Here is a 16,415-nt window from a genome sequence, read left to right as displayed (position 1 = left end):
CGTCATGGACCTCATGAAATTAAGGAAGGTTAAAAGTGAACTCTTGAGTATTTCGGGTACAACTAGCGACTTTACCTGTTAGCGTCAAGGATAATTTTAAATCTACCAGCGGGGAGACAGTATATCCATTATTTGAGAAGGATGTCTACAAAACGCCTCAACGTCATTCCCGCTTCACCGAGAGGAGGTGTGTAACGCCAGTTATGTGAATCCTCACCATCATGGTTGACAATCCAGTCTGTATAGTTTTCACCCATCTTGATCTCTTCATATGCCTTGGCTGAGCGTATTTGCAGATCCTCCATTACCTCGGGTAAAAGCAGATTACCCTGTTGCTGCATACGGACAATGAGTTTGGGCAGCATAATAGCGGCTGCGGCTTCTGCCGGCGAATGGAAACCCATGTTGATTTGCAGGGCATGAATTTCGTCTTCGGTAGCCGGACTGATGAAAACGGTACGCACTTCAAAGTCAGCCGATAGCTGCTGTATCAACGGATGATCTTGAAATACTTTGCCGAGGGTAGGATATATTTCGAGGATAATCAAATCATGACGGGTAAATATCTGCTGCATTTCCTCAAGGTCGATGGCCTGCCGGACGGTCCGCGTTTTCCCGACAATATAACGGTCCGGAGAAAAAGACATGATTTCCTGCTCGGAACGAAAATAGTAGTCGATGCCTTCTGTTTCGATAGACCGGGGTGGACGGCTGGTGTACAGGATGGGCATCTGAAAGGATATATCCGGATGCACCCTTTTAAGGGATTTGAGCAGTGGTGATTTTCCGACGCACGACGGTCCCGATAAAATAATAAAACGTTTTTTTATATCCATTATACCGTATTTACGAAATTATTTAAGCAAAATGCTAATCAGATATTTTAATTGCTATTCTCAACGATCCTTAGAAAATTATCACACACGGTATATGAAAGCAAATTATACGTTTATTGTTTCAAAATTATCAATATCGTCCCCCTTTGCAAAGGGGGATCTGGAGTTTGGACATATTTTCGTCCCCCTTTGTAAAGGGGGATTCAGGGGGATTTTAAGATGTTCCATAAAACCTCCCCCGACCCCTCTTTAGAAAAAGAGGGGAGTTAAAGTAATTAAGGCAATGACATTGAATATCAAGTATTTATTTGTGGTTCATCCGGTTCATGCGTAATTCCGGAGCAACTTAATGAATACAGGATCGAAACATGCGAAGGCCTAACAGCCTATTTTCTGTTCAGGGTGAACCTGGTTGCACTTCCTGTATTCATCAATGATCAAGCTTTTTTCTTCATAATAGATTTCTTATGAAAATCGTGATAATAGGACTTCACTTCAATAGAAAATTGGCTTATTCAAACTATGACATGATGACATAGATCAATAATCCGGTCATAAGGGGGGCTGATGCCTGTTCTCGAACGTAAGCAGACCGTACTGAAAATCCTGGAACAACTGCGGGGGCTCGATGCCCTGAAGGAACTGTTCTGGACGGAGCTGAATTACGAGCGTGAAAACGCGCCGCTCAGTATGCGCGGCTGGCCGGATTCCGCCCGTAAGGCATTGGTCGACGACCCCATCCTGTTTGCGAGCGGGGGTGAGGATAATGCGTTTCATGTGTTGTATTGCCGCCTGGCGTCCGATAGCCTTCAGAGAAACCTTGAGCGGCCCATCGTCAACCAGTTGATCCGCGAGCATCCGTACTGCCTGTTCGTTTTCTCCGACACAACACAATCCTCCTGGCATTTCCTGAACATCAAGTATGACGAAAAGGCGGAGAAACGGCGAATTTTCCGCCGGATTACTGTGCGAGCCGACGGCGGTTTGCGCACGGCCGCTGAACGCCTACAGATGCTGGATCTCGTTTCGATTGGGAAAGAACTGTTCAGCATCCCCGCGCTGGAGATTCAAAAACGCCACGATGACGCTTTCGACGTTGAAAAGGTTACCAAAGATTTCTACAAGGAACTCGCCAACTGGTATTTCTGGGCGCTGAAGCACGTTCGTTTTCCCAAAGATGCGCCCAAAGAGGCTGACGGGAACGAGCATATCGGCGTGATACGCATGATCACACGGTTGATCTTCTGCTGGTTCGTGAAGGAAAAAGGTCTGATTCCCGAGGTCCTGTTCGATCAGCGCCGCTTGGATAAACTGCTCGACGGATTCGCTCCAGACAATAATGCCGGGAAGGATTCGGTTTTCTACAAGGCGATCCTGCAAAACCTGTTCTTCGCAACGCTGAATACCGAGATGGACAAGCGGGGCTGGGCAAAGGACGAGCAAAACTTCATGGCGCACAGCCTATACCGGCATCATGATCTGTTCCAGGAGCCCGATGCGGTGCTGGCAATGTTTAAGAACATCCCCTTCCTCAACGGCGGTTTGTTCGAGTGCCTGGACAAGGATCTGGGCGAAAGTGCCAGGCCGCGTTACGTGCGCATTGACGGCTTTTCCCGACGGCCGGACAGCCAGCCGGTTGTGCCGGATTTCCTGTTCTTCGGATCTGAGCGCGAAGAAGACCTCAGTGCGGACTATGGCGACAAGAAGTTCAGGAAGGTCCGGGTGCGAGGGCTAATCCACACCCTTCAACGATACCGTTTCACGATTGAGGAAAACACGCCCATCGAGCAGGAAGTCGCCCTCGACCCGGAGCTTTCCGGAAAGGTGTTCGAGAACCTGCTCGCCGCTTACAATCCCGAAACCGGCGCCACGGCCCGCAAACAGACCGGCTCTTTCTACACCCCGCGCGAAATCGTGGACTACATGGTGGACGAGACGCTAATCGCCTTCATGAAAGGGAGTTTAATCACAGAGAACGCAGAGGCCACGGAGAAGAAATTCCGGCGGCTGGCGTCGTGGGAGGAGAGCGATCATGATTTTGACGATCGGGAAACCGAGACGCTCATCGCCGCGATAGACAAATTAAAGGCGTTGGATCCGGCGGTGGGGTCGGGTGCTTTCCCGATGGGCATTCTGCACAAGCTCGTGTTCATCTTGGGCAAACTCGATCCGCGCAACGAGCAGTGGGAGCAGCGGCAGATCCGGCGCGTCCGCGACGCCATCGATACGGCGGAAAAGATCGAAGACGCCGCCATCCGCGAGCGGACAGTCAGGGAACTGGAACTGCAGATAGTCGGTATCGAGGAGGCGTTCGAACGCAACGAACTGGATTACGGGCGCAAACTCTACCTGATCGAAAACTGCCTCTACGGCGTGGACATCCAGCCCATTGCGGTTCAAATCGCCAAGATGCGTTTTTTCATCTCGCTGATAGTGGATCAACGAATTGACCCGAACGCGCCAAATCTTGGCGTGCGTCCCCTGCCCAATCTCGAAACCAAGTTTGTCGCTGCCAACACGCTGCTCGACGTCGAGAAGCCTGTCCAAGCCATCCTGCGCAACCCGGAGATTGAGCATAGGGAAAAGGAACTGGCCGACGTCCGGCGGAAGCACTTCACCGCCCTCACCCCGGCAACAAAGGGCAGATACCGGAAGCTCGATGAGCAAATCCGGTCCGAAATTGCGGCGCTGCTAAAACTGGACGGCTTCCCACGCGAGACGACCGAAAAGCTCGCCCAGTGGGACCCCTACGACCAGAACACCGCCGCCGACTTTTTCGATCCCGAATGGATGTTCGGCGTCGCTGACGGCTTCGATATCACTATCGGGAATCCACCCTACGTCCGGGCCGACTCCGGTGAAGAGCACCTGAAGCTCCGCAAGGCCATCGAGCAGAGCGGCCGCTACCGGACACTCTGGGAGAAGTGGGACCTCTACGTCCCCTTCATCGAGCGCGGCTTCCAGCTCCTCAAACCCGGCGGCTTCACGACGATGATCGTCTCCGATGCCTTCTGCCATTCCAAATACGCCCTGAAGCCCCAGGAGTGGTTCCTGAAGAACGCCTGTGTCCGGCGTCTCGATTTCTTTAGTAGGATTCAGATCTTCGACGCCGCGGTCCGGAACATTACCTATCTCTTCCAGAGGGCCGACGGTGCCGGGAACCGGCCGGAGCGGCGCCTCCACGGGCCGGAGTTTGGCGTCGTTCGTCTGCTTCCCACGGATGAACAAGCGCGCCTGACCTGCCGAGCATTTTTTCCTGAAGACGAGGCGAACAGTCATTTTGCCAATCCGACGCTTACCCTGGCCGATATCTGTTACATCAGCTACGGTATGGCTGTCAGCGCCGATGAAAAAATTTCAAGAGGGGCCTTTGAATTGAAAGACGTTGTTGCATCAAACCGCGATGAATTGCACCCCAAGCCTTTCGTCGAAGGGAAGCATTTAGATCGATGGCTTCCCTTAACAATTGAATGGTTGGAATGGGGTACAGAACGAGCACCAGCGATGTTCCGAAGGAAGACATTCCCTGAAATGTATAATATTGAGGAAAAAATCTTGGCTCAACGAAGTCCAGGTTCCGATCTTAAAGTCAGTTATGATGACAAATATCTTCACTTTTCGGAAAGTAGCGTAGGCTTCATCCTCTGGCACAGCCTTGCCGGCGTCCGGAACAAATCGATCAAGAAAACGGCCCGCTACGGGGGCGAGAGGCCGCCCCGACCAGACCTCCCCCGACGGGAGGATCTCGAAAAAACCAGCCGCCGCTTCGCCGTGAAATACCTCCTGGCCGTGATGAACTCCGCCGCCGCCCGCGACTACCTCCGCGCCCACCGCCGAAGCAACATTCACCTCTACCCTGATGATTGGAAACAACTCCCCATTCCCGATGCCACCCCCGAGCAACAGGCCTCAATCGTCAGCCTTGTCGACCGGATCCTCGCCGCCCGCCGCACCGATCCCCACGCCGACATCGCAGTGCTTGAAGGGGCAATCAATGAATCGGTGAACCATTTGTATGGACTAACAGCAATCAGTGCCGAATCGGGGAGGGTTGAATGAAGGCCAGGCGCACACAGCTGCCATTTCTATCCATTCCTTTCATTGAAGAGGTGAAGAAAACCTATCAAGATCTTGTCACTGATGTGCATCCATTCGGCGATAGTTTCTTTGAACAATTCGGCATTGGAAATGTACCGTCCAACCCCGATTTTCCCTACGAACGATTCTGCGATTATGAAGAACTCCTCAAGCTGCTCCACAGGGAAGACCCGGATAAGTATCAATTGATTCACAAAGGAACGCCTTTCTATCACATGTCCTGGCTGGCATTTGATTTCCGGGATTTTGAGAAGGCGCTGTTCTACATTGACGCCGCTATCTCGGAGGATATTCGTGCACATCAACATACAAGAACTCCCGACGAATGGTTGCAGTTACCTGGATCTGCAATCCTAACTTTCAGAGATTCTCAACAGCAGGTTGCCCAACGGACGATCGTTGAAATCAAAGACTGTCTTCTTGAACAACTCGAAAGGTTTAATAGCATCTCCGGGCAGAAGAACTGGACCTTGGAGGATTTCATAAATCGCTTTGTCCGTTGTCTGCTGAGAGACAATACCAAACGGACGATTGTGACGGCATTCTACGTATTTCTCATGGAATTTAAAGATCGATTGACACAGCTTCAACTCAGAAGCGCCATCGGCGGCTCGATTGCGCCGTTCACCGGCCATCTGTTTAGTGGTGCTTTGATCTTTGAGTCCCTGTTGAAGGCGTGCTATCCCGATATTACAAAGACGATCACGAAAGTAACCAAAAAAGTAAAACCTGAGACACTTGGTGATATTCTATGGTCTGATGAATTTGAACAAGACTTTTCTCTTCGAGTAAGTGGAATACGTTCATCCAGTCTTGAAGAGATTCTTGGTGGCATAACCGACGACACTGCAGAAACCGCGTTTAGAACCGCAGGCAAGCTCAGAAATACCACGGGGCATAACCTGATCTGGAATGACGTCTTTGATTGTCAGGAAAATTATCAGAAGCTTTATCATCAGATCGTTAATGCCATTCTATACCTGATAGCGAAGAAATTCGTTTAGAAAACTTGGGAGAACTGCCGCAATTGGTGGATGGGGTCAAAAATGAACCAAATATTCAATATCTACTGCGACGAGAGCTGCCACCTGGAGCATGATCGGCAACCCATCATGGCTCTTGGGGCTATTTCATGTCCCCATTCCGAGGCCGGCCGGTTGGCTGCAACAATAAGGGAGATGAAATTCACCTATCGAGCCGCTGGTGAATTGAAATGGACCAAAGTCTCGGTGTCTCGGATCGATTATTATCTACGACTGGTGGATTGGTTTTTCAGTGAAGAATGTCTTCATTTCCGAACGCTTGTGGTTCAGAACAAAGCCCTTCTGAATCATGACGCATTCAACCAGGGCTCCCATGATACCTTTTATTACAAGATGTACTTTGCCCTGCTGGAAAAAATCCTGAACCCGCAGGACCAGTACCGGATATATCTGGATATCAAGGACACGCGAAGCCGCAAGAAGCTGCAAAAACTTCGGGATGTGTTATGCCGAAATGTTCACGATCATTCGAATCAGATGATCTGCCATTTTCAGAACATCCATTCCCATGAAGCGGACTTGATGCAACTGGCAGATTTTCTGTTGGGAGCGGTATCTTACCAAAACCGGGATTTGTTGGGAAATCAGGCAAAAGAGGCGGTGGTCACACATATTGAAAATCGAATCGAACGGAGTTTAAAGATCTCATCTGCCTTGTCGGAAAAGAAGTTTAACGTTTTTATTTTTAAACCCAGAGAATCTCTATGACGCCGGATAGACCTGACTGGTTGCCGGATATATTTCAGGTTTCTCCCTGGAAAGACGATACCTTCGACCTTTTATACGAGATTTTTCAAAAGGATTTCCTCACGTCGCAGCCTTTTTTTCGTGGGATCAATGTCTGGTCATTCCCCGAAAAAGAAGATGGCAGGGAGAAAGTATTCTGGCACCTTACCTCAAGAAAAGACCCCGCAACGGGCGAACGGCTGCCCGATCTGCGCAGATCGGAGTTGTTGCCTTGGGTCAGGTCCATGATCGAGCATCCCGATGAGCCGGAAGTGCTGACCTGGGACTATGAGGAGGGCGATAAAGACATACACACCTATATATGGCTGCACCAATTTGATTTCGTTGTGATTATGAAGAAATATCCAGACGGAAGACGCAGATTGATCACATCGTTCTGGATTGAGTACCCCCGCAAAAAAAGAGAATTAAGGAAAAAATACGAGGAGAGGATCAGATAAAAAAAGGCCAACGCGGAGCGTCGGCCCATCTCCTTCTACCATGGGTAGATGAGATGGTTTCCTTATGGAACAGATCTTCATCAGTTGTCAAGAAGAATTTTTACGGTAACGGTAGCGGAGATAGTGGTTTAGGGAAGGATAAAAAAACAGCGACCGTCTTTTCAAGCGGTCTTCGAGCTCCTTCCACCTCCATTGGTAGAAGAGTGGATTTACGACTAAAGTGTCCCTTGCCATTTGCCAAGGACATTATTTTTCAGATTATGAAAGCATATTTGATAATGTTCCGTACGATTGTGGATGGAATTCGCCGTTGCGACAAGAAGGTTCAGCTTGCGCTTTGCAAGGAGACCCCGCAGGTTTGGAAAGCCGTTGGTTTGGAGGGAAAGGGGCTGTTTTGCAACTGCACCGGTTGACGGAAGCAGCGAATAACAACGAAGATAAATGTTGACAAATATGATCATTTATATTATCAGGTAGATCATCATGGAAAAATTGTTTGCCCCGGCGTTCCGGCGATTTGTTAAAAAGCAGTCCTTGCCTCTGCAACTGGCCATCCAGGATGAAGTGGACGGTATCGGTGACAACCCCGGAATAGGGGCAGAAAAGAAGGGTGACTTGACCGGCTTTCGGGTGCATAAATTCAGGTTCCATCAACAGCAGTATCTGATCGCCTATGAGGTAGCGAAGGCGAATCTGATTTTTATTATGATCGGGACACATGAAAACTTTTATCGTGATCTGAAGAAATATAAAAAGGAGTTTCAGCCATGAACAGGGCAGAGAAAATTTATAAAGATATTATCACCTTACCGATTGCAGAACGGGAAAAGCTTTTCTCACTCATTGCCCGCAAAGGTTTCGACAAGGATTATTACGCCTATGATGAGGTTTTTGATGATATTCCTTCGACCTTTACCATCAAAGAGGCTGCGGAGTACATGGATGTCGCTGTAATAACGATACGAAGATGGGCAAAAGAGGGGAAACTGTCTTTTCATAAGGTCGGCAAGAATTATGTCTTTCTTGTTGACGATTTACGGAAATTGAAACGAAAAATGTCGCGCAAATCAATAGAAGGATAATTCATGCCTGCCCATGACATTATTGACAACCGTCAGGAAAAACTGGTGGATCATATCAACCGGATTCTTGACTCCAGCGACGCGGCGCGATTTGCTGTGGGTTACTTCTTCCTTTCAGGTCTGACCGCTATTTCGGAACGACTTGCAAACATCAAAGAATTACGACTCCTGATTGGCAATACTACGAATCGTGAAACATTAGAACAGTTAGCCGAAGGATATCATCGCCTGGAGATGGTTGCCGACGCTGTCGAAGCAGAGCGGTATCCAAAAAGAAGTGACATAAAACAAATGTCAACGGAAACAACCAGTAGCATCCGATCAGGCATAGAACTGATGGATCAGACAGACGAAGGCGAAACGCTGGTCAAAGCCCTTGTTCAGATGATCGAAGAAAAGCGCCTCAAGGTTCGAATTTACACGAAGGGACGTCTCCATGCGAAGGCTTATATTTTCGATTATGGCAAAGTTTACGACCGGAACGGCAAACCTGTGGATCGACATGAAGAAGGGATCGCCGTGGTCGGCTCATCCAACCTGACTCTCGCCGGCGTCTCCCACAACACGGAACTCAATGTGATTGTTCAGGGTAACGACAACCATACTGAGCTTGTACGGTGGTTTGAAGATCTCTGGAAGGAGGCGCAGGAGTTTGACGAGACCCTGATGCAGGAAATGAAGGTGTCCTGGGCAATGGCCCCTGTCCGGCCCTATGATATCTACGTGAAAACCCTGTATGCGCTCGTCAGAGACCGGATCGAAGGTGGCGATGATCAGGATATCCTCTGGGATGACGAAATCACCAAGAGACTGGCAGATTTTCAGAAGGTAGCTGTCAAGCAGGCCGTGCAGATCATACGGGACTATGGCGGGGCCTTTGTATCCGACGTGGTGGGTCTTGGAAAATCTTATATCGGTGCTGCCATTGTCAAACACTTTGAGCGTGTGGAACACTCCCGACCTCTGATTATCTGTCCAGCTACTCTGGCGGATATGTGGGAACGCTACAACGAGGTTTATCAGCTTAACGCCAAGGTCCTGTCTATGGGCTTTCTCAAGGAGAGGGACGACCGGCCAGCTCAGTTTCTCAAGGAAGATGTGAATTATCGGGATCGGGACTTCCTCCTGGTCGATGAAAGTCACAACTTCCGTTATTCAGACACCCAGCGCTACAAGATCGTAGAAGCGTTCCTTGAAACAGGCAAGAAATGCTGTTTCCTAACGGCTACACCCAGGAATAAAAGTGCTTGGGATGTCTACTATCAAATGAAGCTCTTTCACCAGGACGATAAGACGGACCTACCCATTGATCCGCCAAACCTGAAGGAGTATTTTCGACTGATTGAAAAGGGGGAAAAGGACCTTCCGAATCTCCTGGCCAATGTGCTCATCCGCCGGACTCGTAATCACATCCTACGATGGTATGGTTTTGATAGCGAAACTCACCGGCAAATTGATCCATCCCGTTTCAGAGAATATAAGGATGGCCATCGTCGTGCATACGTCATGGTAGGAGGTAGGCACCAGTTTTTCCCCAAGCGTGAACTGGAAACCATCGAATACAGCATTGAAGAGACCTACCAAGGACTCTATCATGAATTACGTGGATATTTAGGCAAAGCCCGGAAAGGGCAGCCAGTCAAGCCACCTGCTGACGAGCTGACCTATGCCCGATACGGCCTATGGCATTACGTAATCAAGGATAAGCAAAAAAAGGAACCCTATGCCAGTCTCCACCGGGCCGGATCTAACTTGCGTGGCCTGATCCGAGTCTTACTATTTAAGCGATTTGAATCGAGCGTCTATGCCTTCAGAGAAACAGTACGTCGTCTGCTGAAGGTCCATGGCCGTTTTTTAGAGGCCCTTTCCCAGGGAATCGTACCTGCTGGTGAAGATGCACAGGCTATTTTGTATGAACCTAATCAGGATGAAGAACAGGACCTGATGGATGCACTTCGGCAGGTTTCGGGTAAATATAATGCCAGTGATTTTGATCTGTCAAGATTGAAGGAACATATCACCCATGACATCTCCCTTCTGGAAAGAATGTTGCAGCTCATCAATCCCATTACCCCAGATCAGGATGCGAAGCTCCAGACTCTGCATAAAAGGCTTACGGAAAACCCTCTGAAGGACGGGAAACGGCTGATCTTTACCCAGTATGCCGATACAGCACGCTATCTCTTTGACAATTTAAATCCAAGTGGTGTGCGGGAGGATATCGATGTAATCTTTAGTGGAGATAAGAGTAAGGCCAAGGTGGTTGGCCGATTTGCTCCAAAGGCTAACCCGGAATATCGTTTCACTGCTGGGGAAAAAGAATTGATGACTGTTATTGCCACGGATGTTCTTGCTGAAGGTTTGAACCTCCAGGACTGCGATAAAATCATCAATTACGACCTGCACTGGAATCCTGTTCGGCTGATCCAGCGATTTGGTCGTATTGACCGTATCGGGTCGGAACATGATGTGATCTATGGCTTCAACTTCCTTCCCGAAACAGGCATCGAACGCAATCTCGGTCTCCGCCAGAAACTTCACAACCGCATCCAGGAGATCCACGATACCATAGGTGAAGACTCGGCCATTCTGGACAAAACAGAACATCTTAACGAGGAAGCGATGTATGCCATCTACGAAAAGAAGGGAGGGCAGCTTTCCCTGTTTGAGGATGAAGAAGAGGAATTCCTGGATCTCAACGAAGCCGAAGAAATCCTGCGGCAATTAAAACGGGATAATCCTGCGGAATACGATCGGATTGCAGACCTACGAGATGGTATTCGTACGGTAAAGCCCTCGGTAACGAAGGGGCTGTATGTATTCTGCCAGGCTGGTCGATATCAGCAGCTATTCCTCCTTAACGATAAGGGAGAAATTACCTCCAGAGACATCCCACGTATTCTTGGTAACATCAAATGTGGGCCTGATATTGAAGGACTTGTACTTCCATCAGGTTATAATGCGTCTGTTATGCGAGTCAAACGCCAGTTCGCCGAAACAGTGAAACAACGCCAAGCGGAACGGGAACATACCTTGTCGTTATCCCAAGGACAGCGATATATCCTCCGTGAACTAAGGGTCCTCTTTGGTCTTAGTACTGATGAGGATGTAAAGATCCAAATCAACATTCTTGAAAAAACCTTCCGTGGTCCCATGACTACTGCTATCAACCGGGAACTTAACCGTATCCGCCGCAATGGAATGACGGGTGAACATCTAATACGAGCACTGACAGACCTTTATCATCAACACAGTATGCGTGATTGGTCAGATCGTCGGCGTCAGAGATTTGAAGACCATGTTATACCAAAGATAATCTGTAGCGAGGGTTTGGCATAGAAGAACTCATGTTTGTCAAAATACGCTTGAAAAAATAGCATACGATTATGATTACAATTAGCAGCTACATACATAGAAATGATTTGAGCGATATCATTCGGCGGTGGATGTATTGTGATGTATATCCTTCCGATGCAGATACGATTGTACGCCTGGTTCATTTCAATAATGTATACGTTTCCCGCTACCTGAAAATATTTTCAGAAAAAGTTTTTCGGGAATTACACCAAGAGGAACTGTACACGAGGCCTGCGTTTCTTAAGAGTGATCTGAAAGATATAATTGTCACAAATCCACCGTACCGCAATGCGCGGATAGATGAGTTAATTGATAACTACTACGCTGACCCGGGGCGATTTTACCGGGAGACTCCTTTCCATGCGACTTTATTCTTACGACGACAAGGCGACAGCGAAGAATATATTGGGTCATACAGGATAAAGCGTGTTCACAGGCTGGCTGAGAAATCTGCCCGGAAGATTATTGACAGGATGTTCGATACCATAAGGAAACATGCCGATTTACTCGCTGATGACCGCGCCAGAATTCTTGGTATTTCCCGAAATCAACTTTTGACATCTCAGGAAGAAATGAACGAAGAGTTTCTCAAGGCCGAGAACCGGTTGCTTGATGATTTACGACAAAAAAAGGAGATTCATGATACTGAAAATATGATAATCAATGACGTGGCGGGTATGAAGGTAATCCTTGATAATTCGCAACAGGACCGGCTCCTGACCTTGCTTCAGCATATGGATGACTGCGAGATCGTCGAAGAGGAGCGACACGCCGGAAGGTATAACGCCACAAATCTGATTGTATCTTTCAAACCGCCCCGTGAAGAAATACTTATTCAGCCCTTAAGCGATAAGATCATTAATATCATGCGGGGCAGGGGCTTTAACCAGGAAGATTCTAATAAAGCATTCTCCGAATTTGTTCGATCCGGAGAGGAAAGTATATGTCTGGAAATCATCGTTTCCGATTACGAGGAAATGCTGGAGAGTGAAATCGGCCGATGTATGCATGAGGATCGAATCATCGAACAGCGCTTGCGCCAGCAATATTGCGGTCATCTGGCAAAAAATATTGAATATCTTATGGAATATCTTTTCACGTTTCCTTCTACACCACAGCTTGAACTGGGAGAATTGCCGATCAAGCTCTGGAACCGGTACCTGCCTGATTACTTTGAAGAGGTTCTGAAAAGTCTTTTCCACATTCCACAAGGTAGTGTACTTGATTAGGAAATCTTTGCAATCTGAATAACCATTGACTTTTGCCTGTCAATCATTGTATTGACGTAATCCTACAAACCGGGCCCGATACGCCCGGTTTTTTGTGTTAAAAAAAGCTTTTGAGGTTCTAAAATTGGACAAACACCATAGAAGAGAAGTGGACCGCCGCCGCAATTTCGGGATCATCAGTCATCCCGACGCCGGGAAAACCACCCTGACGGAAAAACTGTTGCTCTTTGGCGGGGCCATCCAGCAGGCCGGGGCGGTCAGGGCGCGCAAGGCCGCCCGCCATGCGATGAGCGATTGGATGAGCATCGAAAAGGAACGGGGAATTTCCGTCACCACTTCGGTCATGAAATTCAACTACCGTGACTACGAAATCAATCTTCTGGATACACCGGGTCATCAGGATTTTTCGGAAGACACCTACCGGGTGCTGACTGCCGTTGACAGCGCCCTGATGGTCATCGACAGCGTCAAAGGTGTGGAGCCGCAGACGAAAAAGCTCATGGAGGTGTGCCGGATGCGCAACACCCCGATCATCACCTTTATCAACAAGCTGGACCGCGACGGTCTGCCGCCCCTGGAACTGCTCGCCGACATCGAAGAGAAGCTCCAGATCGAGTGCGTCCCTATGTCATGGCCCATCGGCATGGGTAAGTCTTTCCGGGGCGTCTATAATATCTACCGCCGGGAATTGCACCTCTTTACGCCTGGTGAGAATACCCAGCCCCAGGAGGGTGTTATGATAACCGATCTTGCCGATCCCCGCCTCGATGAGATACTGGGAAGCCAGGCCGGTGAGCTTCGCGAGCAGGTGGATCTGCTCGCGGGGGCCGCCAATCCCTTCGAATTGAAGCAATATCTGAAGGGCAATCAGACCCCCGTCTTTTTCGGCAGCGCCATCAACAACTTCGGCGTGAAAGAGCTCCTCGACGCCTTTGTGGAAATGGCGCCGGCGCCTGTAGCTCGCGCCGCCGTGACGAGGGAGGTGTCGCCCTATGAAGAGGCCTTTTCGGGTTTCGTCTTCAAGATCCAGGCGAACATGGACCCCGCCCATCGCGACCGCATTGCCTTCCTCCGTATCTGCTCGGGTACATTCCGCCGGGGGATGAAGGTGATTCACCACCGGATCGGCAAGGAAATTACCCTCGCCAACGCCACAATCTTCATGTCTCAGGATCGTACCCATGTTGAAGAGGCCTATCCGGGAGATGTCATCGGCATTCACAATCACGGCACCATCAAGATAGGTGATACCTTTACGGAAAATGAACCGCTGAAGTTCACAGGCATCCCCAACTTCGCTCCGGAGAACTTCCGGCGCGTACGGTTGAAGAACCCCATGAAGAGCAAACAGCTCCAGAAGGGTCTGGTTCAACTCTCCGAGGAAGGGGCCGTTCAGGTGTTCCAGCAACTGGGGAAAAGTGATTACATCCTGGGAGCGGTGGGTGTCCTCCAGTTTGACGTGACCGCCGAGAGGCTGAGAACCGAATACGGCGCCGACACGGTTTTTGAAGAGACTCCGTACACCGTCGCCCGCTGGGTCACATGCGATGACAAAAGCCGCTTCAAGGAGTTCGAACTGAAGAACGGAAACTCCCTTGCCCTTGACGCCGAAGGTCGCCCGACCTTTCTCACCGCCAGCGAGTACCGACTTGAACGATGCATGGAGAACTGGCCCGATGTAACATTCCTCAAGACGCAGGAACACAGCTAACCCATCCTTCCGTTTCCGAATCTCTCAACCCAAGCATAATGATATCGCTATAATAAGTAGTTTCGGTGCGCCGAAATTATTTTAAGATCCAAAATACTATAAGGTAACGGCTGAGGTGATGCGGCAGTTCATCCAGCCAATTTAACTCAGGACACCACTGTAACAAACCGCCGGCATATACCGATTATTGTGGCCATTTTTTTCTGTTGTCAAAAGGACAATTAATTGTTACAAAAATATATATAATTTAAAGGGATGGTCGACCATGGGAGAGGGTATTTCAGACTATACAAAATTTACCGTTGATCTGCGCAGACATATGTGGAAATCAGGTGTGGAAACGGAATTGCGCAGGTTAATGTTGCAAATAGCCGTTATGGGAAAATACATCTCTGCCAGAGTTCAGGAATCAAACCGGAAACTGGCCGGTTTAAAGAACATTCGCCTTTTCCGCCACGGTGAAGAGCAAATGACTATGGATAGAAACGCCGATGAAATTCTCAAGAACCAACTCCAGTATTCAGGGTTTGTCCGGGCGTATGCATCAGAAGAACAGGATTCTGTGATTCAGATCGGCAAGGGAGAAGAAAAATATTTCATTACTGCAGACCCTCTGGCCGGTTCTTCTTTAGTGGATACCAATCTGGCCATAGGAACAATAATCGGCATTCATAAAGAGCCAATGCGTGCCGAAGGCAGAAGAACGCTTGTGGCAGCTATGTATATTATGTATGGTCCCCTTATTACGATGGTCTATTCCGCGGGAAAGGGAACTCATGAATTTGTCTTGAACAGAGAAGGGGAATACGTTCTTTCAGAGAAAGACATAACCTTAAAGGAACGGGGAGACATTTACAGTCTGGGAGGATTGAGAAAAGACTGGAACCCGGAACACCTCAAGTACGTAGAATTCCTGGAGGAGGAAGGATACAAGCTCCGTTACAGCGGAGGGTTCGTGCCGGATATCAATCAGCTGCTCATCAAAAGAGGGGGTATCTTTTCATACCCTGCACTCAAGAAACGCCCACAGGGGAAGTTACGGCTTCTGTTTGAACTTCAACCCATGGCATTTATCATTGAACAGGCAGGCGGTAAGGCTACGGACGGCAAACAGGATATCCTGTCCATCAAGGTAGAGGATCTTAATCAGCAGTGTCCGATATATATCGGGAGCTGTTTTGAGGTGGAAAAGGCGAGAGAGTTTCAGGTTTAAAGCAGATATCGGGACATAATCGTAATTTCAAATCGTAAAAATGAGAGAAACCGGAGCCGCAAAGGTCTAAATGCTGCCCTCAGATTCAAGCATACGGTTAAGCCGACGTTCCTCTCCTATCGTGGTGGCTGCACCGTGTCCGGGATAAACAATAGTATCATCAGGCAATGTCAGCAATTTTTCGTGAATGCTCTCCTTCAATTGTTTGTGGTCATGACCGGGAAAAAGTCCGGGAAGGGTTACACCGATACCGCGCCTGAACAATGTGTCGCCGCTGAAGACAATACCATGACCAAAAAAACTAACACTATCCGAACTATGCCCCGGTGTATAAAGTACCGAAAAGTGTAAATCGTCAATATCTATGGTATCGCCATCATTCAGTAATATATCCGGCGGGAAGGGTAGTTTAAAGGGAACGAATACCAATCCTTTTGTTACCTGACTTGGTTTAGTGGGCGCTTTTATAGTACTTGTATCAAAGGCGGCCAATTGAGCCTTTGTGGCATTTTTAACGATATCAAGAGCGCTAAAGTGATCAATATGCACATGAGTAAGTGCAATGAAAGAGACCGATATGTTCAGTTCCTCCACAGCCTCTGTAATATGCTTCGCTTTAACGCCGGGATCGATAATCATACCGCGCCTGGTCGTTTCAG

General features: G+C 48.7%; 13 protein-coding genes. 10 read left to right on the top strand and 3 right to left on the bottom strand.

Annotated features, from left to right (window positions below; all coding sequences use genetic code 11):
* Positions 1 to 128: 128 nt before the first annotated feature.
* Together NTW12_11565 and NTW12_11560 are read right to left on the bottom strand one after the other, a co-directional pair.
* Positions 129 to 836, bottom strand: a complete 708-nt coding sequence (locus tag NTW12_11565) for a hypothetical protein (protein ID MCX5846974.1) — start codon at positions 834 to 836, stop codon at positions 129 to 131.
* A gap of 105 nt (positions 837 to 941) precedes the next feature.
* Complete coding sequence (locus NTW12_11560) at positions 942 to 1,064, bottom strand: hypothetical protein (GenBank protein ID MCX5846973.1); 123 nt, start codon at positions 1,062 to 1,064, stop codon at positions 942 to 944.
* A gap of 339 nt (positions 1,065 to 1,403) precedes the next feature.
* Between NTW12_11560 and NTW12_11555 the strand changes: the two genes are divergently transcribed.
* The 10 genes from NTW12_11555 (at position 1,404) to NTW12_11510 (ending at position 15,756) form a co-directional block, all read left to right on the top strand.
* A complete protein-coding gene (locus tag NTW12_11555) occupies positions 1,404 to 4,895 on the top strand; it encodes an Eco57I restriction-modification methylase domain-containing protein (GenBank protein ID MCX5846972.1) in 3,492 nt (1,163 codons plus the stop codon).
* Positions 4,892 to 5,938: a hypothetical protein gene (locus tag NTW12_11550; protein MCX5846971.1), complete on the top strand. Its 1,047-nt coding sequence runs from the start codon at positions 4,892 to 4,894 to the stop codon at positions 5,936 to 5,938. The genes NTW12_11555 and NTW12_11550 overlap by 4 nt, the downstream gene beginning before the upstream one ends.
* A 42-nt stretch (positions 5,939 to 5,980) precedes the next feature.
* Positions 5,981 to 6,685 carry a DUF3800 domain-containing protein gene (locus tag NTW12_11545; GenBank protein MCX5846970.1) on the top strand — a complete coding sequence of 235 codons (705 nt, stop codon included), beginning with the start codon at positions 5,981 to 5,983 and terminating at the stop codon, positions 6,683 to 6,685.
* Positions 6,682 to 7,164, top strand: coding sequence for a hypothetical protein (locus NTW12_11540; GenBank protein MCX5846969.1), 483 nt, complete (start codon positions 6,682 to 6,684; stop codon positions 7,162 to 7,164). Before NTW12_11545 ends, NTW12_11540 begins: the two co-directional genes overlap by 4 nt.
* A 483-nt stretch (positions 7,165 to 7,647) precedes the next feature.
* On the top strand, positions 7,648 to 7,935 hold the full coding sequence (locus NTW12_11535) for a type II toxin-antitoxin system RelE/ParE family toxin (protein MCX5846968.1): 288 nt from the start codon (positions 7,648 to 7,650) through the stop codon (positions 7,933 to 7,935).
* A complete protein-coding gene (locus tag NTW12_11530) occupies positions 7,932 to 8,246 on the top strand; it encodes a helix-turn-helix domain-containing protein (protein MCX5846967.1) in 315 nt (104 codons plus the stop codon). Before NTW12_11535 ends, NTW12_11530 begins: the two co-directional genes overlap by 4 nt.
* 3 nt (positions 8,247 to 8,249) lie before the next feature.
* On the top strand, positions 8,250 to 11,585 hold the full coding sequence (locus NTW12_11525; protein ID MCX5846966.1) for a phospholipase D-like domain-containing protein: 3,336 nt from the start codon (positions 8,250 to 8,252) through the stop codon (positions 11,583 to 11,585).
* A gap of 47 nt (positions 11,586 to 11,632) precedes the next feature.
* A complete protein-coding gene (locus NTW12_11520) occupies positions 11,633 to 12,832 on the top strand; it encodes a hypothetical protein (GenBank protein ID MCX5846965.1) in 1,200 nt (399 codons plus the stop codon).
* A gap of 124 nt (positions 12,833 to 12,956) precedes the next feature.
* Positions 12,957 to 14,543, top strand: a complete 1,587-nt coding sequence (locus NTW12_11515; GenBank protein ID MCX5846964.1) for a peptide chain release factor 3 — start codon at positions 12,957 to 12,959, stop codon at positions 14,541 to 14,543.
* Positions 14,544 to 14,808: 265 nt separating this feature from the next.
* Complete coding sequence (locus NTW12_11510; GenBank protein MCX5846963.1) at positions 14,809 to 15,756, top strand: fructose-1,6-bisphosphatase; 948 nt, start codon at positions 14,809 to 14,811, stop codon at positions 15,754 to 15,756.
* Positions 15,757 to 15,822: 66 nt separating this feature from the next.
* On the opposite strand, the gene NTW12_11505 is transcribed toward NTW12_11510, so the two are convergent.
* The coding region (locus tag NTW12_11505) for an MBL fold metallo-hydrolase (protein ID MCX5846962.1) at positions 15,823 to 16,415 on the bottom strand (593 nt) is incomplete at its 5' end.

The organism is Deltaproteobacteria bacterium, assembly GCA_026388545.1.
Taxonomy (GTDB): Bacteria; Desulfobacterota; Syntrophia; order Syntrophales; family UBA2185; genus JAPLJS01.
This window is presented reverse-complemented; position numbering and strand designations above follow the sequence as displayed.